Here is a 21,202-nt window from a genome sequence, read left to right as displayed (position 1 = left end):
TTTACGGGCAATTACCCAAGCCTGGCTGAAGGGAGCAGTCTCGAAAGCTGCCAGAAGTTTTTTTAAACTTGCGAGGGTTCGAATCCCTCATTGCCCGCCATATATTAAAAATGCCAAAAATGCAATATTAAATTAATTAGTTATTTTTTTAAGTTCCATTTTTTTATTTTCCCTTTATTTTCTTAAAACTTTCCTAAATTTTTCTCATTTTCACTTAGATAAATTAATAAATTACGAAAATTAATATCAAGAGGTAAAAATGAATAAAAGTAAATTAATTATTGATTTAGATAAGTCTAATGACATAAGCAAAAAGGAGACTATAAGTAGCTTTAATTTGTACAATGATATAATTTATAAAAAGATATTAATTGATAATGAAAATATCTTGTTCTATCAAATTGTTAAGAAGGATAGTAAGAAAGTGAAAACAAAAAAATTAAGTACAGAAGATTTCCAAAGCATTGTTTTGCAAAAATTTGAGCAAATTGATAAGTTTCAGGAAGTTGTTCTAAATAAATTTGAACAAATTGATAAATTCCAAGAAATGGTTTTGAAGAAATTCGAACAAATTGATAAGTTTCATGAGATTGTTTTGAAAAAATTTGAAGAAATCGACAAGTTTCATGAGATTGTTTTAAAGAAATTTGAAGAAATTGATAATAGATTAACAAGATTAGAAAATAGAATAAATTCTCTTGAAGAATATTCAAAATCAAAATTTGAAATGTTAGAAAGTTTTCACCAAAAAGATATTGAAAATTATAAAAAACAATCTAATATAATAGATTAATATTGTTTATTTTTAATTAAAATCAATTATTTAATTCTTGGAAATAATATTTCTTTAACATTAATAATTACGTTATCAAATTTATTATTTTGAAATAATAGTTTTTCATTATTTAGTTGATTTAAATATGAAAAAATAATAGCACATTTTTTTGGTAAAACAATGCTTAATAAATAAGTAACTAAATAGATTCCATTTAAAAGGGTGTTTAGGATAATATTTAATCTATCTAAATTATCTTTTAATTTTCAAGGTTCATTTTTATCAATATATTCATTTAATTTACTACTAAATTCAATTGCTTTTTTAAGAGCTTTGTCAGCATGAAAATTATTCAAATTATTTTTGTACTCTTGATATGTTTCATTGGCTAATTCATAAATATTTTTATCTATTTCCAACAATGATTTTTCATCATATTTTGTACCATTGGGAAATGATTGATTTACCATTTTAGCAACTCTATTTAATAAATTACCAAAATTATTAGCTAAATCAGCATTTAAAACATTAATTAACAAAGATTCACTAAAACTAAAATCATTATCAATATTAACTTGCGAACTAAAAAAGTATTTAACTTCTTCAGCTCCATATTTATTTATTAAAGGAATTGGTTCAATTACATTTCCTTTCGATTTTGACATCTTACCTTCAGGAGTAACTATTCATGAATGGACAATCTCTTTTGTTGGTAACTTTAAATCTAGTGATTTTAAAAATATAGGTCAATATATAGCATGAAAACGACTAATTTCTTTCCCTAAAACATGAACAATCTCATTTCCTTCTACTCAATACTTTAAATAATTATGATTATTTTTTTCCAAATAATTTAAATTAGTTAAATAACTAAATAAAGCATCCAATCATACATAAATAATATGAGATTTTTGATCGTCATATTTATCGATTTTAATTCCCCAGTCAAAAGAAATTCTAGTAATTGATAAATCATCTAATCCTTTATCAATAAAATTATTTAATAATTCTTTAGTAATTGCTTTATTAGTAATAAAAATAGGATTATTTAAAAAATATGATTTTAATCATTCATTAAATAAGTCCATTTTGAAAAAATAACTTTCTTCTTCAACTTCTTGAAGTAAATGTTTTGAAACAGGGTGGTAATATTTACCCTCAATTAATAAAGCTTGGGTTTTGGTTAAAAATTCTTCATCATTTATTGAATAAAGTCCTTCGTATTTTCCTTTATATATATATCCCTTTTCAAGCATTTTATTAAAAATAAGTTTAACAGTTTGTTCATGATTTTTATTAGTTGTTCTTGAAAAATAATCAAAATCAATGTCCAATAATTTTCATAATTCTAAAAATTTATTAGCTTCATTATTAACATATTCTTGTGGAGTTAATTTAACTTCTTCAGCCTTTTTTTGAATTTTTTGACCATGTTCATCAATTCCAGTACTAAAAAATACATCATAGCCTTGTTGTTTTTTAAAGTTTTTATAAACTCATGCTAATGTTGTAGTTAGTAAATGCCCAATATGTAAATTGCCACTAGGATAATAAATTGGTGTAGTTATATAAAATGTTTTTTTATTATTCATTTCTATTCTCCTTCTTTTACTTTAATTGGAATATAAAGTTTCTTAACTTCATCTCGATAGCTATGATCGTTAATATCTTCATTATGTAAATAAATGTTTTTTAAAAAAAATGTTCCTCATCCTGAATTAAAACGACTTTCTACTAAACAAAATTTTGGCAAACTATTAACTCTAGGATAAACTATCTGTATTCTCTTAGGTTCGAAATTATATTTTCTTAATAAACAAATCAAATCAATATATCTAGCAATTGGCAAAACTATTGTTAAATAACCTTTTTGTTCAATTATTTTTGCTGAATTACTAATTAGCTCTTCTAAATTTAAATTAATTTCATGAGTAGCTAATTTTTGAGAAATAGTTGAAGATGTTCTTACTTGGTTAAAGTCTTCATTATAATAAGGGGGGTTTGCAATAATAGATGAATATTTTTTTGCTAGTTTATTTCCGCATTTATTAGCATAATCTTTAGAGTATTTTTTAAAATCAGCTTCTATTATATTTATTTGATTTTCTAATTTATTTAAAGTAACATTTTTATTTGCTAATGAAATTGCTTCATGTTGAATTTCAATTGCATCAATAATAATTTTTTTGCTTCTTGAAGCTACAAAAATAGCAAGTGCGGCATTATTAGTACCAATTTCTAAAATGTTAGAAACATTACGATTTATTGAAACGAAATTTCCTAATAAAATTGTATCTACTGAATAATTAAACATTGTTTTGTCTTGATAAACAAAAAGATCACCGCCATAACCTAAATTATTTTTAACAATGTTTTTTTTCATAATTAATTAATTATAAACTATTAATAATCCTTTTATAATGGGAAAAATTACATATAATTTTATTTATGGAAAATACAAATAAAGACTTTTTAAAATTCAAGAAATTTTTTTATGATGCAGTAAAAGATATTGACTTAGTTAATATTATTATGTTAGGTAATTTTAATTTAGGAAAAATTATCAAATATCCTTTAAAACTTAACAAAAGAGAAACTAATAAAAATATGAAGAAACTTTTACTTCATTTAAAACAATTTAAAGTTAATGAAAACTATCGCACAATAATATATTCAAAAGAGACATCTTTTAACGAAACATTTTGATTTGAAGATGAATTATTTAGAATATATATTGTTAATAAAAATTGCAAAGATTTAATTCCAAACAATGAAAATAGTTTGCTTTTTATTTCGATTTTTTCAAATGGATCAGTTATTTTTACTTTCGAAAACTCAATTTTAAAACTAATAAATGAAGAAAAATATTTAATGCATTTATACAATGATTATTTTAGTAAAGAACTAGATGAAAGAAAAAAGAATATTTTTCATAAAAATGAAATATACTGAGATAACGTAAATGTTTTTTCAAAATTAAGTGATGCTGCAAAATTAAATTTTTTTAAAAATGATTTGTTGAAATACTTTAAAACTCAAAATTTAGTTAAAAACAAAATTGATGAAAAATATTCACTAATAGAAATTAAAGAAAATATTCAATTATTTATTAACTTTTGAGCAGCGAAATTAGAACATATGTCAAAAACACTTGCTAATGAAATTACTTTAAGTTATTATCCTATTTTTTATATAAATTCAAATATTGAAAACGAAAATATTAGTTTGTATTTATCTAATAGTAATACTTTAAATAAAAATTATGTATCTAATTTTTTATCTGACTTAAATAATAATAAAAAATATGAAAATATTCTTGATATTTCTATTTGAGAAGATTTAATCAAACAAAACAAAATGCAACCTTATATGCATGAAATAACTAGTGCTAATGAAAGTTTTGTATTTCATTATAATCTAGAAAATGCAATGTTTTGTTCAAATAAATCATTTTTTGAAATCATTCTTTCTAAAAGGAATATTTTGAAAATTACATGATCATATTTATACTATATTCATTCTATGATTTCTTTTGCAAATATTTTTAATAATGATGATGAAAATAGATTAAGAAATAAAAATTTCTATTTAATTAAAAATGCAAAAAATACTTTAAATTATTATAATGTTACTTTAAAAAACTATTTAGCCAATATTGATAAAAGTAATTTAGAATTAGCAAAAGATATTAAAGAATATATTTATAATAATTCTCAAATCGAAAACAAGTTATCAAGTGCTTTAATTGTTGCAAATACATATTATGATTACTTAGATACTAAAAACGAAAGAATTAAAGCAATCAACAATGGTATTCTAAGATTTGTTATTATGCTTTTTACTGCAGTAACAACTTACAATATTTTATATAGTTTATTTAAAGGACAAAATTATTTTAAGATTTTTAATTATATTGTTATCCCAATATTAATAATAATTGTTTTAATAGGTGCCTTTAGTGCTTATTGATCAACTATTAAGAAAAAATAAAAACTAACTCAAAGGTTAGTTTTTTTATATTATTTCAAGTTATTAAATTTTATTGGTTACTCCAAGCACAATTAAAACGATATTTAAAATTACTAAGCAAATAAGTATTGAAATTAAAACTCAAAAAGTAACAGAGGCTTTATCCTTTGATTGTTTGTTTTGAATCATAGTAGTTGCAGAAGGATCTTTTACAACAACAAATTGAGTTTCTTCTTGATTTTCCGGTTTTATAACTTCAACCATAACATCTTTATCTTCAAACTCTTCATTAGCAAAGATAGGCATTTCTTCAATAATTTCTTTTTTAGTTTTAGTTTCTTTAGGTTCAGGTTTATCTACTAGTTTGTTTTCTTCTAAATAAGTTATAACTTTTTCATTATCAATTCTAGTTGATTCTAGTTGTCTTACAATAACTTCTGCTTTTGTAATATCAACACTTCCACGATATGCACCATCACGGTGGAATCAAACTCTAGTTTTCTTATTGGTTGTTTGACTAACAGTAATAAATTCTTTAACAGCATCTAAAAATTCATCAAATCTTTTGCCGTTTTTTGAGTTGGCCATTTTAAAGTTAAAATAAATAACATCTTTATTTTTGCCGTCTCATTTTTCTGAAATGTAAAATCTTTGTAATTCACCTGTTGTTTTTTTGCCTTTGTTTGCTTTTGCGTTAATATCTTTGGTTTTAATTGTGGTTTTTCTAGTGGCCATTTTTTTCTCCTTGAATTCTTTTAAAATAATCTTAATATTATATCAATAATTAAGAATTATTTAAAATTAGCAATCTTTTTTCAATCTTTTTCAATAAAAATCAATCTAAATATCATAAAAAACTGCTTTATAATAGGAAATTTATGCAAATGAATCAATAAAAGTCTTTAAAAAGCTATCTATTTTTTAATTAAATTGGTAATTTTTGTTGCAACCATATTAACTTTATCAGTAGTTAAAGAACTTGTTAATGAATTATTAATTTCATCTAAAGATGATAGTATATTTTCTTCTTTAGTTATTAAAACATAACTAGGAGTGTTATATATATCTACTTCTACATCATTATTCATAAATAAAAATACAGCAATTATAGGAATATCTTTAGGTAATTTAGTAGATAGTTTATTAATTGTTTTATCAATAAAAAACATTTTATTTGGAAATATTTTTTTACGATTTTCATAGGTGCAATATCATTCTCTTTCCAAACAATTGCCTTCAATTTTTCCATTCAAAAAATTAGGATAAAAAATTATTAATCCTTTATCAGTTATTAAAAATGGTCCAATATCACAAGAAGGCATGCCTAGTGACTTAAAATGATTTTTCTTAATAAAATAAACATTATTTTCTTTTGAATAATTTAATAAAAATTCTTCTAATTTTTTAATTGATTCATTATTTTTTTTAGATTTTCTTAAAATATTTCTTTTTACAAAAATATAAATAACTAATATTGCAATTAAAAACATTAATAAAAATGTTAGTCCAAGACCAATCCCTAAATAGTATTTTTGATCAATTGACATTTTAACTACCTCTTTTATATTTAATATTTTATAAGGTAAATGAGAAATTATGTTTATTTATATTTTCTTTAACTTTTTTATAATTTGGTATAAGTTTCTTTATAGCATTTCAAAATTCTGGCGAATGATTATTAAAATTAAAGTGAATTAATTCATGAACAACAACATATTCTATTAATTTAGGATTGAACAATGCTAAATATTTAGAAAAGGTAATTAATTTTTTTTCTAAATAATTAGTTCCTCATGCAGATTTTTTTGCTTTAATTTTAAAACTTATATTAGTGACATTTGGGCAAATTATTTTTGAAAAAATTTCTATCCTATTTTCTATTAAAAGAGCTAATTTTTTTATTAAATATTCTCAAATTTTTTCTTCAATTTTTAAATTTGAATTGCAAGCTAAAACTATTTCGTTATCATTATCAAAAAAAGAAATCTGATTATTATCAAAAATATAGTTAACTTTATTTCCAAAGTAATAGAAATATTTTTCTTCTAAATTAATTTCAAGCGATGGCTTAGATTTCCTATTTAAGAATGAGATTATACCCTTTTTTACAAATTCTTTAATATAAGATTGTTCATATAAGTAAATAGGAGTTTTTAAAATAAAAGTATCATTTTTCAATTCAAAGTAAACATTTTTATTATTAGTAAAAATAACTTTATAGAAATAAACTATTCCATTTATAGTTATTGAATCAATTTTTTCTTGCGACCTCAACATTACACTTTATTATTGTAAATTATTTATTTAAATTAATTACTTTTCTCACTAATTTCTCAAATATTTATCAAATACATAAAATATTTAATTTTTTTTAAAAAAATAAAGATAAAAGGAGAAATATGAATGATTATTTAATTTATTTCAATCAAAAATATAACGGCGATTGAGAAAAAATTTACAATGCTTTAAAAACATTTGAAATTGTAAATAAAAAGGAACTAGACAAAGTTAGATTTGAAAAATATGAATACAATGAAGGAAAGTTTACTATTTTAGATGATGATATATATCCTAAACAATTTAACATTTTAAACAAACCTCCATTTGTACTTGATTGAAAAGGTAATATAGAGTTATTAAAATCCAAAAAAATATATTGTTTAACGGGAAATTATGAAATTGACTATGTAATTAAGTATTTAGATTCTATTGATGATATAAAAGAAGATGTTACTATAGTTTCAGCTTATTGAAAAGGATTAGATGAAAAAATTGTAGATAAATGCCTTAATAACAATTTAAAACTGATACTAATAAGTCCAAATGGTATTGAAAATCCTTATTTTGCAAAAAATATAAGTAATTTTAAAACTGAAAATATTTTAATTTTAAGTGAATATCCTAAAAATTATCACGTTACAAAAAAGACACTATTTGCAAGAAATAGAATAATTGCTGCTTTAGCAAATAATTTAGTTTTATTTGGACTAAAAGATTATTCTTTAAATAACCTTATTGATCAATTTTTATTATTAGGAAAGGACATTTATTGCTTTGGACCCGAAAAAGGAGACAGTAATAATCGTAATATTGAATTAATTAATTCAGGAGCAGAGTTAATTACTTCTTTATCTATACCTATTTCTAAAACTTTAGAAATTGAAAAGCATTAGATTTTTTTGATTTTAAGATAAAATTTTAATGTAAATAAAATAATTTTATTTTTTAATTAAGGAGATAATAATGACCCCACATATTAATGCAAAAGATGGTTCTTTTGCTAAATTAGTATTAATGCCTGGTGACCCATTAAGAGCAAAATATATTGCTGAAAAATATTTAGAAAATGCAACTCTTGTTTCAGATGTTAGAAACATTCTTATGTATACTGGATATTATAAAGGAAACAAAATTTCAATTTGTGCTTCGGGAATGGGAGTACCATCAATTGGAATTTATGCTTTCGAATTATTTAATGAATATAATGTTGAAGCCATTGTAAGAATTGGTTCAGCTGGAAGTTTTAAAAAAGAAATTAAAAATTTTGATCTTATTTTAGCAAAAGACTCTTATGGAGAAAATATATCATTTAGAGAAGGAATGCTACCCGAAAATAAAGATGTGATTGCAAAACCTACTAAAGAATTAAATGAATTAATAAAAATGAATGCAAAAGAATTAAAAATGCAAATTAAAGAAGAGAGAGTTTTAACAGAAGAAGCATTCTACACAACTAGAACAGTTGAAGATAGAGAAAATCTTTCACAAGGTGCTGTTTGTGTTGAAATGGAATCATATGGTTTATTTACTGTTGCAGAAAGACTTAATAAAAAAGCGGCATGTATTTTAACAATTTCAGATAATTTGGTTACTCAAGAATACACAACAAGTGAAGAAAGACAAAATTCATTTAATGAAATGATGAAATTAGCATTAAGTTTAGCTAAAAATTTTCAATAAAAAGGGAAAATAAAAGATGAGAATAGTAGATATTATTTCTAAAAAGGTTGACAAAAAAGAATTAACTGAAGAAGAAATTAATTTTTTTATAAATAACTATGTTAATGAAAATATTCCAGACTATCAAGCAAGTGCTTTATTAATGGCAATTAGGTTAAATGGAATGAATGATTTAGAAACAACTTTTTTAACTAAAGCTATGTTAAATTCTGGTGAAATAATTGATTGAAGTTTTTTAAATAAAACTATTGTGGATAAACATTCAACTGGTGGAGTGGGTGATAAAGTTAGTTTAGCTCTTTGTCCTATCTTAGCAGCATTAGATTTAACTATTGCTAAAATGTCTGGTAGAGGATTGGCACACACTGGTGGAACATTAGATAAACTAGAATCAATAAATGGTTTTAAAATTTCTTTATCAGATAACGAATTCAAAAATATAGTAAAAGAACATAATATTGCTATAGTAAGTCAAAATGAAAAATTAGATCCTGCTGATAAAAAAATTTATGCTTTAAGAGATGTTACTGGTACTGTTCAATCTATTCCATTAATTGCTAGTTCTATTATGTCTAAAAAATTGGCTACTGGTTCAAATTGTATTTTACTTGATGTTAAATGTGGCAATGGCGCATTTATGAAAAACATAGATGAAGCTAAACAATTGGGAAAATTAATGATTGCAATTGGAAAAAAATTAAACAAGCAAATTGCTGTTGAAATAACTAATATGGAACAACCTTTAGGAAAAGCTATTGGTAATAAAATTGAAGTATTAGAAGCTATGGATACTTTAAAGGGTAATGGTCCTAAAGATTTTACTGAAATAATTTATTCATCCGGTTCTACTTTATTAATGTTAGCTAACAAGGCTGGGAGCGAAGTAGAAGCAAAAAAAATGATTGATGAAGTTATTAAAAATGGCAAAGCTTATAAAAAATTTTTGGAATGAATTGAAGCGCAACATGGCGATGTTAATTTATTAGAAAATAAAAATTGATTCAATCCTAAAAATAAATATGAAATTAAAGCGAAAATTTCTGGTTATTTAAAAATCAAGTCAGCGATTGATTTTGGAATAGTAGCAATGAAGTTAGGCGCAGGGCGCGCTAAAAAAGAAGACACAATTGATTATGAAGCAGGTATTTATTTAAATAAAATATCTAATGATTATGTTAATAAAGGTGATACCTTATTTACATTATATTCTTCAAAAGAAATTGATAAATCACTTGAAAATGAAATAATGAATGTGATTGATTTTAATGAAAAACCGTATAAGATCGATTTAGTTTTTGCAAAATTATCTTAATTTTAAGTAAAAATTTATTTAAAATAATATAAAAGGTTGGAATTAAAATGGAATATAACAAATTTATCGATCACACATTGCTAAGTCCTTCAGCAACATCAAAAGATATTGACAAACTAATAGAAGAAGCTAAAAAATATAATTTTAAATCAATATGTATTGCTCCTTCTTGAATAAAGTATGCAAAAGAAAAATTAGCAAAAACTGATATTTTAATTTGCACTGTTGTTGGTTTTCCTTTAGGATACAATGCTACAAGTGTTAAAGTTTATGAAACAAAAATAGCTATTGCTCATGGCGCTGATGAAATTGATATGGTTATAAATATTGGACGATTTAAGGAACGTGAATATGAATATGTATTGAATGAAATCAAAGAAATTAAAAAAGAATGTGGCAATAAAAATCTAAAAGTTATTGTAGAAACTGCTTTATTAACTAATGATGAAATTGCAAAAATTACTGAAATTGTTTTACAGTCAGGTGCCGATTTTATTAAAACCTCAACTGGTTTTTCTTATCGAGGAGCATCTTTTGACGATATAAAAATAATGAAAAAAATTGCAAAAGATAAATTATTAATTAAAGCTTCAGGTGGAATAAAAACTGCTAGTGATGCTATTAAAATGATTGAATTAGGTGCAAATAGATTAGGAACTTCTAAATCTGTTTTAATAATAGAAGAATTAAAAAAATAGGCATAATTTTGCTTATTTTTTTATAATTCTTTTAGTTTAAATAAAAAGAGGAGAATTGATATGTTAGTAATTATAAAACACCCTTTAATAGAAGCAAAACTTACAAAAATGCGATCAAAAGATACATCACATGATGAATTTAGAAAAAATTTAAACGAAATTGCATCATTAATGGTTTATGAAATATTAAGAGACTATAAAACCAAGCCTTTAAAAGTGGTTACTCCAATTGGAATAGAAACTATAGGACAAGCATTAGATAAAGAAATTGTTATTATTCCTATTTTAAGAGCAGGATTAGGAATGACTAATGGTATTTTAGATTTAGTACCACAAGCAAGAGTTGGTCATATTGGTATTTACCGAGATGAAAAAACAATGGAAGCAAAAGACTATTTTTTTAAAATACCAGAAGTTGCAAAAGATAGTTATATTTTAGTAGTGGATCCTATGTTAGCAACCGGAGTAAGCTCTGATGATGCAATAACTAAATTAGAAAACTTAGGATTTAAAAACATCAAATTAATTTGTTTAGTAGGAGTAGAAAAAGGCATTAAAAGAATAGAAAAAGAGCATCCAAATGTCGATATTTATTTAGTTTCTGAAGATACTAAATTAAATGAAAATAATTATATAGTTCCGGGATTGGGTGATGCTGGTGATAGAATTTTTGGAACAAAGGGTAAATAACTAAAATTAGCATATTTTAAAACTATGATAAAATTTAATTAAATATTTGTTTAAGGAATACTATGGAAAATAATAATGAAAAAAAAAGAAGATTTTTAATTGCCTTAGATTTAGATGGAACTTTACTAGCTGACTCAGCTAATGGTACAATGCATCCAAAAACTGAAGAAGCTATTAAAAAAGCTGTCTCTCAAGGACACATCGTTTCAATTATCACTGGAAGACCATGAAGAAGTACTAAGCCTATTTATGAAAAATTGGGTTTAAATGCAATTGTAGGAAATTATAATGGAGCACATATTCACAATCCTTCAGACCCATTTTTTATTCCTACAATTTCATATTTGGATCTAAATGAGGTTTTATATATCTTAGGTGATAAAAAAGTTGCTAATGAAATAACAAACTATGCAATAGAAGGTCCTGATTGAGTACAATTAAAACATCGTGATCCTAACTTAGAAAAAGTTTTTAATTTTAATCAAGCAACTAAATTTAGAGAAGAAATCGCATTAGAAAAATTACCATTAAAACCTACAGGAATTATTTTCGATTGTAAAACTACAACTAATGTAGTTGATTTACTTACATATTTAAAAAGAAGATACGGTGATTTAGGAGAATTTTCTTCTTGATCAAAAGGCGATGGCTTAAGTCCTATATTTGATATTACTTCAATTGGTGTAGGAAAGGGCAAAGTAATATCATTAATAATGAGATATTACAATATTGATATTGATGATACTGTTGTTATTGGTGATTCATTTAATGATGCAAGTATGTATGAAGTAGGTAATGTTGGTGTTGCTCCAGCTAATGCTGAACCTTATATAAAACAATTATCAACTGTTGTTATGAAAGAAACCAATAAAGAAGGTGCTGTTGGTTATTTTATTGAATCATTTTTAAAAAACCCTGACAAATATATCAAATTAGGTAAAAAAAGACAAGAAAAAAACCGTGATAATTTACAAATTGTAAAAGCTGATAATTTTTACAATGAAGAAGAATAATTTATGGACAATGAAATTAATTTTGATACTCTTATAGGAGTTGATGAAACAGGTGTAGGTGATTATTTTTCACCTATTGTTTCTGTTGCTTGTTTTATTCCTACAAAAAATATTGAAAAAATTAAAGAATTAGGAGTAAAGGATAGCAAAAAATTATCGGAAAATAAAATTAAAGAATTAGCACCTAAATTAGAAAAACTAACATTATGAAGAAAAAATATTTTAAGTCAAAAAGGATATAACAATTTAATTGCTAATAAAATAAATAATAATGAAATTAAAACACTAATTCATAGTAATAGTATTAATAGTTTATTAGCTATCTTAAATGAACCTGTTGATGTTATTATTGACCAATATACTAATAATGAAGAAACATTTTACAATCATTATAAAAAACTAAAAAATATAGATTGATTAAAAATTGATAAACCTCAAGTAAAAATTTATTTAAAAACAAAAGCTGAGGATAAATCTTTATCAGTAGCTTGTGCTTCTGTTATTGCAAGAAACATACTTTTAAACTTAATGGACTTGCAAATTAAAAATTATAATTTTCCTTTTAAATTAGGAGCAAATTCTGAAGTTGATAATCTAGCTGCTAAATTTTTAAAAGAAAATTCTATTGAAAAATTAAAAGAAGTGGCTAAAATATCTTTTAAAACCACTTTTAAAGCCATTGAAATTAATAACTTATTAAAAAAATAACCATTGTTTTAATGCTATTTATGGGTAAAAATTTTTATAAAATATTTATACCATTTTAACTAAAATTGTATTATAATGATATAGCATTTATTAAAACCACCAAGCCCAGGTGGCGGAATGGTAGACGCTACGGACTTAAAATCCGTTGGCTGTAATGGCCGTGCTGGTTCAAGTCCAGTTCTGGGCACCAGTTGCGCCCTTAGCTCAGAAGGTAGAGCAAATGGCTTTTAACCATTGGGTCAGAGGTTCGAATCCTCTAGGGCGTACCATTTCAAGAAATTGACTTAAAAATCCTTTAATTACTTGATTATTGGATTTTTTTATTTAAAGAAATTTCAAAAATAATGACTCGCTCTTAAAATACTCTTTTTTATAAAGAAATATTTCCATTTTTATTCTTATTTAATGAAGGAAAACAAAAAATTAAATTTATAAGTTTTATAATTTTATTGATACATCCTTGAGGGAACGTTTGATGTTTGATGTATCAAATATTTAGATTTAAATATATATTTAATTTTTTAAGAAAGGAAAGCTATATGAACGACGAACAATTAGTCGTTACACAAGACAATAAGAAAAAGATTAGTTTCTTCTCTGCTATTCTTATTGTTATTGGTGGTTCAATTGGTGCTGGAATTTTTCTAAGATCTAAATCAGTTCTATCAAATTCTGCTAACAATATTGTCTGAGCAATTATTGTATGACTAATAGCTGGTTTTGCTGTTATTACTATGGCCTTAGCATTAGTTGAAGTTGCTTCAGGACGTAACGACAACTTGGGTATGATCGGATGAGCAAAAGCTTTTAACACTCTTTACATTTATAAAGGTGCTAAATTCTTTATGACTTATTTATACTTGCCATTTACTTATTTCTTCATGCCATACTATGTTATTGTCCAATTCCAAGATGGTTTAGGCGGATTTGGTTTAAATATAGGTTTTGGTGGAAGTAAATTGGCACCATGATTCTACTTCTTAATCGGATTAGGATTAACATTATGAATGATTTTTTCAGCTGGATTAAGCTCACGTATTGGAAATGTTCAAAACTGAGTTGTTACTTCAGTTAAATTTATTCCATTAATAGCTGTTGTTATAGTAGGTTTTGCTTTTGCAGCAAAAAACGGAATTACATATAATAAAATAACAACAGAAAGCTTATTCGATGCTAAGTCAACATCATTATTTGGTTTATCACCATTCTTTGCAGTATTTGCATCATTGGGTGGTATCTTCTTTGCATTTGATGGTTTCTATGTAACAGCTGGTGTACAATCAGAAATGAAACACCCTGAAAAAACTCCAGCTGCTTTAACAATAGGTTTATCAACCATTACTATTATTTATATTATCATCGCTGTAGCTATGACCTTAGGTGCTAAAACCGGTGGTTTCTATGACTATGGAGAATTATTAGCAAATGCTAAACATGGTTGAGCATTTGGTGTAATCAACATTTGTATATCAATTGGTATTGTTGGTATATTAAATGGATTTACCATGTGAGCAACAAGATGAGTAGAAGACTTAATTAAAGAAGGAGAAATTTCAGTTCCTGTAAAAGTATATAAATACATGAAATCTGCAAAAACTCCTTTAGTAGGGGCTATATTCTGTCTAATTCTAGCATTACCATTCATGGTAATATTCACTGCTATTGGTGCATATGCATACTTTGGTGGAGGATATGATTCTGTTTATGGATACAAAATAGATAATTTATTAACATTTAGTGATTTAATGGCTGACTGAATGGCTGTGTTTGCATTTGGATTTATTGCAGCATCAATTGCCGGCGCTATTAAAAATAGAAAGAAACACTTTATTGCTGTTACTGAAAACAAACACACTATTTGAGCTGGAAGTTTTTCAGTAACTATTGTTGCAACTGTATTAACATTTTTAATAATTAACCCATTCTTTAGTGCCGCTTTAGAAACTGGTATCTTATTACAAGGTAAGGAAAAATTCATTTCAGATATTGCTCTTGACCCTGGTCAATTTGATTTAATTGCTAAACAAGATGAAGCATGACAAGGATTAGTAAATTCAACAATTGGTCACTATGCTGCAGCTGTATTATTTATAGTATATACTGTTGTTATGTTTGTTCCAACTGTTATTGAAAAGAAATCAGTTGAAAGAAAAGCATTAAAAATTGAAGAAAAATTAAAAACTAATTTATCAGTTGAAGAACGTGAAAATGTTTTACTTGCTAAAGAACTAAATGATATAGTATTAAAAACTTATCAAGAAGCACGTGTTTAATAATTAAAAAATAATAAAAAATAAAGTCGGTTTTATTAACCGGCTTTATTTTTTAAAAATTTATTAATAAAAATGTTAATGACATTAAAGTGCCTAATAATAATTTTTTATAAGCCATGTTCTGATAAAACAAAATCATCTACTTTAGAAGGGGTGGCATCTAAAGGTTTTTTGGGGTCATATTCAACGATTTTGACACGATAACTTTTAAATTTAAAAGTATCATAATTACCATATTCTTTTAAATAATCAACATCAATATCTTTTCATCCTTTATCAAATGAAGTTTTATAACGTAAATTTAGTATTTCATTATCTGCACTTTCGTCTCTAAGCCCTCTAAATGTATAAAATTCAATTCTTGGAATACGGTCTTCTCCTTGAAAATCATCTTTTCCAGCTGGGTGAGTAATAAAATGATCATTTTTATAATAAGGTTTGGGTATAGAAAATATTTCTCTAATTTTATTCAATTCTTCGCGAAAGATAAGTCCATAATTCGATGTTATATTTATTTTAGAATAATAAGTTTTATTTAAATTTATTTCAGTTAGCATTGTTCAATCAGGTAGAATAGGAGAAGCATTTAAATTTAAATTTGGTATATTAAATAATTTTAAAAATACTGAAAAATCGCTCCTTCCCATACGCAAGGCATAATTTTGTGAACCCATTTTACGAGAAAAATCAAATTTTACTTCTTTTACATAATATAAATTAATGGGGTCCATACCATTATTAGGGTTTTGATATTTAATTATTTCATTAGCGGCATATTTATTCATTATTCTTTTAAAAATTTTAAATTTTCATTGAAAATCTTCATATCATTTATTAAAATCTTCAAAAAATTTATCTGTTAATGCGTATGACTTTATGTTTCTATTAGCATAATCATTTCATACATCATTAAAAGTTGGGTTTTTTATTAAATAAAAATATTCATCTCTTATTTTGAATTGTTCAAAGTCATCAAAAACATATCGCTGTTTATCAATATATTCTTTTTCATATTTTTTGGTAAGTTTTTCATCTTTTTGTTCTTGAGTTTCTTCTTGTTTACATTTTGAGGCTATTAATAATGGTAAAGTTGCCAATGATGATAACAACGGTATAAATAAAAGTGATTTTTTCATTATTTTACTCCTCCAATAATTGGTTTAGCATTTAAATTAACATAGTTAATAATAAATTTAGTAATAGCTTGTGAACTCTCAAAATGATATTTTTCATTATTGATCTTAACGTTTCACAAATTAAAGTATTTTAAATCAAGTAAGTATTTATGATCATTATCTAAATAAAAGATTTTTTCTGTTGAAGGTAAAATCAATTTTTGTAAGATTATTCGATAATTATTAGTAATCGTGCTTGAGTCATTAAATCCAAGTTCATCTAGTAACATTTTAATGCCATTTGAATCTAGTGTACTTTCCAAACCAACAATGGTGTATCTTGTTTCTGGTAAAATCCCGTCTTCTTTTATTCTTTTTAAATAAGCATTAACTTCAGTATCATCTTTAAAAGTTTTTAATGAAGAATAGGAATTATTTAGTTGATAACTTCCATTTGAAGATTCTTTATATTGAATAAAGTTTTTATACAGTCCCGAAGTCCGAAAGTCTTTCGGGACTTTTTTAACTTTCAAGGAATAAATAAAGACACTAAATAAATAGTTAATTATTTTATTTCAAACAACATTTTTTGCTCTATAAATAAACTATTCTTGTTCTAATTCTATTCTAATTTTCTTGGCAAAACTAAGGAGAAGGACAAATATATACTTACTTATTAAGTAAAGTAATATATTTGTCTGATTACTACCTTTTGTTATTAGCACAATCTAAATTATCATATCAATTAAGCACAATCATAATTCCTTTTTTATATCAATAAATGTTGTTTGAAGTATCGGGACTGTATAGATATATTGTCCCGAAATAACTTAAAATCGGGACTTTTTAACTTCACTCCATAATACGGGGTGAAAAAAATTAACCCTATTTTCATTTAGTGCTTTAGTCGAAAGGAAAAGAAAAAATATGATTGATAAATTATCAGATATCAAACAAATGCAAGATAATTTTAAATTATCAAAACAAGCAGCTGAAAACCAATGTGTATTAAAAACTGGTTATAACTTAATTGATGAATATTGTGGTGGTCTAAAAAATAGACAACTTTATTTTTTGGGTGCTCGTCCTTCAATAGGAAAAACTACTTTTTGTATAAATGCTATTTTTAATGCATTACAAAACTTAAAAGAAAATGAAGTTATTTTATTTTTGTCATTAGAAATGGATAGTACAAATATCTACAAAAGATTATTATCTATTCATAGTCATTTAAATTTAAATGAATGAGATTATTCTGCATCAGATACTCCAGAATATGCTGTTATTAATAGCATAATGAAGCATTCTAATAGTTTTTTATTAAAACTAAATCTACTCGTATTTGAAAATTTAGATAATGAGCAAATAACACCAAATTTTATTAATTCATTAATTAAAGATTTAAAACAAAAAAATAAGATAGTTAAAGCAGTCTTTATAGATTACTTTCAATTATTAACACCAAATTTAAATTTAGGTCTTGATCATGAAAAATTATCAAGTATTAGTAAAGATTTGAAGCAACTAGCTAAACAAAATGATTTAAATGTTTTTGTTCTAACGCAACTAAGCAGAGATTATGAAAAAAAGGGTTCTGGAACTCCAAGTTTTAGCGATTTAAAGGGTACTAGTTCTATAGAACAAGATGCTGACGTGATTTTGTTTTTGTACTCAAAAAACATAGTTGAAAGTGCCAAAACAAAAGAATTAGTTTTATCTTTAGCAAAAAATAGGAATGGTTATTTATCAAAAAATGATATAGATTTTCAAACTCCAAAAGCAATAATGAAAGAGGTAGAAAATGAAAACGAAAATTTGTAAAGTTTGTGGTAAAAATGTTGATCTAGATAAATTTGTTTGAAATAATGAATATTTATGTTCTAAAGCTTGTTTAGATGATTATAAAAGTTATTGTCAAGAATATAATTGAAAAGAAATTTTAGATAAAGTAGGAGATAAAAGTAATTTGTAGTTATAACACACAGTAAGAGTACCTTTAGGTTACTCTATTACTGTATGTGTTATTATAACTACTACAAATAATTACTCTTTTTAATATGATACCTAGTCTAATTATTAGAGAAAAAATAAATAATCTTTTAAATAATTTTTTTCTAAACAGAATAAACAAACTTGATATAGATAAAAAAATCTATTATTCAGTAGTTATTAAAATTAAAACAAATTTATGATTAGAATATATCAAAAAAATAAATTCTGATTTATTATTTACAAATTTAAAATTACTATCAGTTAAAAATAATAAGTATATTAATATTAAATTTGATTCTGTAAACTTTTATAAAGATAATTTTTCAGACGAAGTAAATTTTGTCATTTTTTATAAGGCAATTTAATGAATAAATATAATTTCAATTTTAACAAAAATGATGTTGAATGATATACTAAAAAAACTGATATTTTAAAATTTCTAGAACTTGCCAAAATTGATAAAACCAAAACTATATGATGTCCATTTGATAACAAAAATAGTAATTTTGTGAAAGTTTTGAAGGAACAAGGTTACAACATAATTTATAGTCATATTAGTTTGGATCAAGATTTTTACAAATATGAGCCAAAACAAAAATATGATTTAATAATTTCTAATCCTCCCTTCAAAGGAAAATCACAAACTTTAAAAAGATTAATTCAATTAAATAAGCCTTTTGCCATGATTTATGGAATTCAATGCTTTAATAGCGGTGGTTTTGTTAAAGAACTTAAAAATGTCAAAAATTTGCAACTAATTTTTTTAAATAAAAGAATGCAGTTTTTTAAAGAAAGTGAAAATGAAAAAGGAAGTTGTAGTTTTCATTCATTATGGATCTGTAATGATTTATTAGACAGAAAGTTAATTATTGAATAATGGACAATAAAGATTTAAATCTTGCAATTGCCAATAATGAAGCCACTTTATTAGGTCTTTTATTACGCGAACCAAAATCTTTTTTTGATATTTCAGAAATAATAAAACCCAAAATGTTTCATTTTATAGAAAACCAAATTCTTTATAATACAATTTCCGAAGTAAATTTAAAATCTAAAAATTTTGATATTGCTAATTTACTTGATTACTTAGTTAAACAAAAATTAATTAATAAAATTGGTAGATTTAATTTAAATGGTGCTGAATATCTACAATGATTAATAAAAAATGCTGGTTATTATTCAGAGCTACAAACTTATACAAAAAATTTAATAGATCAATATAAAACTGATCAATTAATGATGCTTTTTAAAACTAATCTTGCTAATATTGAAAACAAAGCCTATGATGTTAATGAATTAATAAATAAAATTCAATTTGATTTAATTAATATTAATGTTTCAGAAATTAATTCTAGTTATGAATCATTAGGAAATAAAGTTAATGAAGTAATTAATGATATTTTAAAAGATAAAACAACTGATACTTCTATTGGTTTAAATTTAGGTTTTGAACCATTAGATAATTTACTTTCGGGTGCTAATCAAGGTGACTTAATTATTATAGCTTCTAGACCGGCAATGGGGAAAACTGCTTTTGCTTTAAATATTGCTTCTAATGTTGCTCAAAATGATAAAAACGTACTTTTCTTTTCACTTGAAATGTCAAGTTCTCAATTAGTGCAAAGAATAATAGCAATTGAAAGTATGGTAGAACTTTACAAATTAAGAAAAAATTTAATTAGCACTGATGAATGAAAAGAAATCCATTGAACTCGACAAGCCATGTCTGAGTGACCACTTTATTTAGCAGATAAACCTTCATTAACATTATCTGATTTGCTCACTCTTTCAAAAAGATTTGCTCAAACAAAAAAAGTTGATTTGATAGTTATTGATTATTTACAACTAATAGCAGATTCTAATAGAGCAAATAATGAAAATAGACAAATAGAAATTAGCAAAATTTCTCGTGCCTTAAAACAACTAGCTAGAGAGTTAAAATGCCCCATAATTGCTCTTAGTCAATTAAGCAGAAATGTAGAAAAAAGAGAAGACAAGACTCCGATTTTAAGTGACTTACGTGAATCAGGTTCTATTGAACAAGATGCAGATATTGTTATTTTCTTACATAGAAAAGATTATTACAACAAGAAAAAAGAATATACAGAAGAAAGTGAAAATAATTCCTTAACTAATGTAATAGTAGCTAAAAATAGACATGGTGCTGTAGGACTTGTTAGATTGCTATTTAAACCCCAAATTAATAGGTTTTTTTATGAAAAAACAAGTAAGGGAGAAATATTAAATGACAAAAATAATTAAAGGAGAACAAAAATGAGAAAAATAAAAATTGAATTTAGTTATGTATCGAAAGATAACACAGATAGTAGTTTTAAAAATGCAGAAAATGAACTTATAAAATACATTCAACATTTTTTTAGTAACCCTACTTCAGTTTCATTTATCATTGACTTCAATTTTAAAATGTCAAAAAATAAATCAATTACAGTCGATTTACTTGAGGAGAAAAAATAAAATGCTAAGCAGAAAAGAAGTATTATCCCTTTTAGTTAGTCATTTAAAAGCAGTTAAAAAATGACATTCAGATACTTTAAAATCATAAATTCCATTTGAGGAACAGTATATTACTACACATGATAATTTAGATGATTATATTGTAGTTGTTACTTTATCAAGATTATTTGTAAATGAAAGTTTTAAAAAATACTGAATGTGTCAAGTTGTGCGCCGTAACCT

The 21,202-nt window shown here is 24.3% G+C and carries 23 protein-coding genes and 3 tRNA genes; 19 read left to right on the top strand and 7 right to left on the bottom strand.

Annotated features, from left to right (window positions below; translation table 4 throughout):
- Positions 1–5 precede the first annotated feature (5 nt).
- Both ACLFP3_RS01915 and ACLFP3_RS01910 read left to right on the top strand, forming a co-directional pair.
- Positions 6–100: transfer RNA gene (locus tag ACLFP3_RS01915), tRNA-Ser, on the top strand.
- A 159-nt stretch (positions 101–259) separates the two neighbouring features.
- The gene (locus tag ACLFP3_RS01910; RefSeq protein WP_412031292.1) at positions 260–793 is read left to right on the top strand and encodes a hypothetical protein; all 534 of its coding nucleotides are present in this window, start codon (positions 260–262) and stop codon (positions 791–793) included.
- A 26-nt stretch (positions 794–819) separates the two neighbouring features.
- Here the strand turns inward: ACLFP3_RS01910 and metG are convergent, their stop codons facing one another.
- Together metG and ACLFP3_RS01900 are read right to left on the bottom strand one after the other, a co-directional pair.
- Positions 820–2,367: a methionine--tRNA ligase gene (gene metG / locus ACLFP3_RS01905; RefSeq protein WP_412031291.1), complete on the bottom strand. Its 1,548-nt coding sequence runs from the start codon at positions 2,365–2,367 to the stop codon at positions 820–822.
- A gap of 2 nt (positions 2,368–2,369) precedes the next feature.
- Positions 2,370–3,158 (bottom strand): tRNA1(Val) (adenine(37)-N6)-methyltransferase, encoded by a 789-nt coding sequence (locus ACLFP3_RS01900; RefSeq protein ID WP_412031290.1) that lies wholly within the window; start codon positions 3,156–3,158, stop codon positions 2,370–2,372.
- Between the two features lie 65 nt (positions 3,159–3,223).
- Between ACLFP3_RS01900 and ACLFP3_RS01895 the strand changes: the two genes are divergently transcribed.
- On the top strand, positions 3,224–4,765 hold the full coding sequence (locus ACLFP3_RS01895) for a hypothetical protein (RefSeq protein WP_412031289.1): 1,542 nt from the start codon (positions 3,224–3,226) through the stop codon (positions 4,763–4,765).
- A gap of 42 nt (positions 4,766–4,807) precedes the next feature.
- On the opposite strand, the gene ACLFP3_RS01890 is transcribed toward ACLFP3_RS01895, so the two are convergent.
- The 3 genes from ACLFP3_RS01890 to ACLFP3_RS01880 form a co-directional block, all read right to left on the bottom strand.
- Complete coding sequence (locus ACLFP3_RS01890; RefSeq protein ID WP_412031288.1) at positions 4,808–5,479, bottom strand: hypothetical protein; 672 nt, start codon at positions 5,477–5,479, stop codon at positions 4,808–4,810.
- 179 nt (positions 5,480–5,658) lie between these two features.
- The gene (locus ACLFP3_RS01885; protein WP_412031287.1) at positions 5,659–6,291 is read right to left on the bottom strand and encodes a hypothetical protein; all 633 of its coding nucleotides are present in this window, start codon (positions 6,289–6,291) and stop codon (positions 5,659–5,661) included.
- Positions 6,292–6,319: 28 nt separating this feature from the next.
- Positions 6,320–7,021, bottom strand: a complete 702-nt coding sequence (locus ACLFP3_RS01880) for a YgjP-like metallopeptidase domain-containing protein (protein ID WP_412031286.1) — start codon at positions 7,019–7,021, stop codon at positions 6,320–6,322.
- 122 nt (positions 7,022–7,143) lie between these two features.
- On the opposite strand from ACLFP3_RS01880, the gene ACLFP3_RS01875 reads away from it, so the two are divergent.
- The 10 genes from ACLFP3_RS01875 (at position 7,144) to ACLFP3_RS01830 (ending at position 15,398) form a co-directional block, all read left to right on the top strand.
- Positions 7,144–7,917: a DNA-processing protein DprA gene (locus ACLFP3_RS01875; RefSeq protein ID WP_412031285.1), complete on the top strand. Its 774-nt coding sequence runs from the start codon at positions 7,144–7,146 to the stop codon at positions 7,915–7,917.
- Between the two features lie 70 nt (positions 7,918–7,987).
- Positions 7,988–8,704: a purine-nucleoside phosphorylase gene (gene deoD / locus ACLFP3_RS01870; RefSeq protein WP_412031284.1), complete on the top strand. Its 717-nt coding sequence runs from the start codon at positions 7,988–7,990 to the stop codon at positions 8,702–8,704.
- A 16-nt stretch (positions 8,705–8,720) separates the two neighbouring features.
- Positions 8,721–10,016, top strand: coding sequence for a thymidine phosphorylase (locus ACLFP3_RS01865; RefSeq protein ID WP_412031283.1), 1,296 nt, complete (start codon positions 8,721–8,723; stop codon positions 10,014–10,016).
- A gap of 47 nt (positions 10,017–10,063) precedes the next feature.
- Positions 10,064–10,714, top strand: coding sequence for a deoxyribose-phosphate aldolase (gene deoC / locus ACLFP3_RS01860; RefSeq protein ID WP_412031282.1), 651 nt, complete (start codon positions 10,064–10,066; stop codon positions 10,712–10,714).
- A gap of 60 nt (positions 10,715–10,774) precedes the next feature.
- Positions 10,775–11,404, top strand: a complete 630-nt coding sequence (gene upp / locus ACLFP3_RS01855; RefSeq protein ID WP_412031281.1) for a uracil phosphoribosyltransferase — start codon at positions 10,775–10,777, stop codon at positions 11,402–11,404.
- A gap of 62 nt (positions 11,405–11,466) precedes the next feature.
- On the top strand, positions 11,467–12,417 hold the full coding sequence (locus tag ACLFP3_RS01850) for a Cof-type HAD-IIB family hydrolase (RefSeq protein WP_412031280.1): 951 nt from the start codon (positions 11,467–11,469) through the stop codon (positions 12,415–12,417).
- Between the two features lie 3 nt (positions 12,418–12,420).
- Entirely contained in the window at positions 12,421–13,125 is a 705-nt protein-coding gene (locus tag ACLFP3_RS01845; RefSeq protein WP_412031279.1) for a ribonuclease HIII, read from the top strand.
- Positions 13,126–13,228: 103 nt separating this feature from the next.
- Positions 13,229–13,315: transfer RNA gene (locus ACLFP3_RS01840), tRNA-Leu, on the top strand.
- A gap of 3 nt (positions 13,316–13,318) precedes the next feature.
- Positions 13,319–13,394, top strand: a tRNA-Lys gene (locus ACLFP3_RS01835).
- Positions 13,395–13,664: 270 nt separating this feature from the next.
- Positions 13,665–15,398, top strand: coding sequence for an APC family permease (locus tag ACLFP3_RS01830; protein ID WP_412031278.1), 1,734 nt, complete (start codon positions 13,665–13,667; stop codon positions 15,396–15,398).
- Between the two features lie 107 nt (positions 15,399–15,505).
- Here the strand turns inward: ACLFP3_RS01830 and ACLFP3_RS01825 are convergent, their stop codons facing one another.
- Together ACLFP3_RS01825 and ACLFP3_RS01820 are read right to left on the bottom strand one after the other, a co-directional pair.
- A complete protein-coding gene (locus tag ACLFP3_RS01825) occupies positions 15,506–16,534 on the bottom strand; it encodes a hypothetical protein (RefSeq protein ID WP_412031277.1) in 1,029 nt (342 codons plus the stop codon).
- Complete coding sequence (locus tag ACLFP3_RS01820) at positions 16,534–17,046, bottom strand: hypothetical protein (protein ID WP_412031276.1); 513 nt, start codon at positions 17,044–17,046, stop codon at positions 16,534–16,536. The genes ACLFP3_RS01825 and ACLFP3_RS01820 overlap by 1 nt, the downstream gene beginning before the upstream one ends.
- 394 nt (positions 17,047–17,440) lie before the next feature.
- Here ACLFP3_RS01820 and ACLFP3_RS01815 point away from each other — a divergent pair, with 394 nt between their 5' ends.
- The 6 genes from ACLFP3_RS01815 (at position 17,441) to ACLFP3_RS01790 (ending at position 20,980) form a co-directional block, all read left to right on the top strand.
- Entirely contained in the window at positions 17,441–18,334 is an 894-nt protein-coding gene (locus tag ACLFP3_RS01815) for a DnaB-like helicase C-terminal domain-containing protein (protein ID WP_412031275.1), read from the top strand.
- Positions 18,315–18,485, top strand: a complete 171-nt coding sequence (locus ACLFP3_RS01810) for a hypothetical protein (RefSeq protein WP_412031274.1) — start codon at positions 18,315–18,317, stop codon at positions 18,483–18,485. Before ACLFP3_RS01815 ends, ACLFP3_RS01810 begins: the two co-directional genes overlap by 20 nt.
- An 85-nt stretch (positions 18,486–18,570) precedes the next feature.
- A complete protein-coding gene (locus tag ACLFP3_RS01805) occupies positions 18,571–18,870 on the top strand; it encodes a hypothetical protein (RefSeq protein ID WP_412031273.1) in 300 nt (99 codons plus the stop codon).
- Positions 18,870–19,382 (top strand): sugar-phosphate nucleotidyltransferase, encoded by a 513-nt coding sequence (locus ACLFP3_RS01800; RefSeq protein WP_412031272.1) that lies wholly within the window; start codon positions 18,870–18,872, stop codon positions 19,380–19,382. Before ACLFP3_RS01805 ends, ACLFP3_RS01800 begins: the two co-directional genes overlap by 1 nt.
- The gene (gene dnaB, locus ACLFP3_RS01795; protein ID WP_412031271.1) at positions 19,382–20,767 is read left to right on the top strand and encodes a replicative DNA helicase; all 1,386 of its coding nucleotides are present in this window, start codon (positions 19,382–19,384) and stop codon (positions 20,765–20,767) included. The genes ACLFP3_RS01800 and dnaB overlap by 1 nt, the downstream gene beginning before the upstream one ends.
- Positions 20,768–20,779: 12 nt before the next feature.
- Positions 20,780–20,980 (top strand): hypothetical protein, encoded by a 201-nt coding sequence (locus ACLFP3_RS01790; protein WP_412031270.1) that lies wholly within the window; start codon positions 20,780–20,782, stop codon positions 20,978–20,980.
- The last annotated feature ends 222 nt before the right edge of the window (positions 20,981–21,202 follow it).

Origin of the sequence: Metamycoplasma buccale, assembly GCF_046774455.1 — a bacterium.
In the GTDB taxonomy this organism is placed as follows: Bacteria; Bacillota_I; Bacilli_A; order Mycoplasmatales; family Metamycoplasmataceae; genus Metamycoplasma; species Metamycoplasma buccale.
This window is presented reverse-complemented; position numbering and strand designations above follow the sequence as displayed.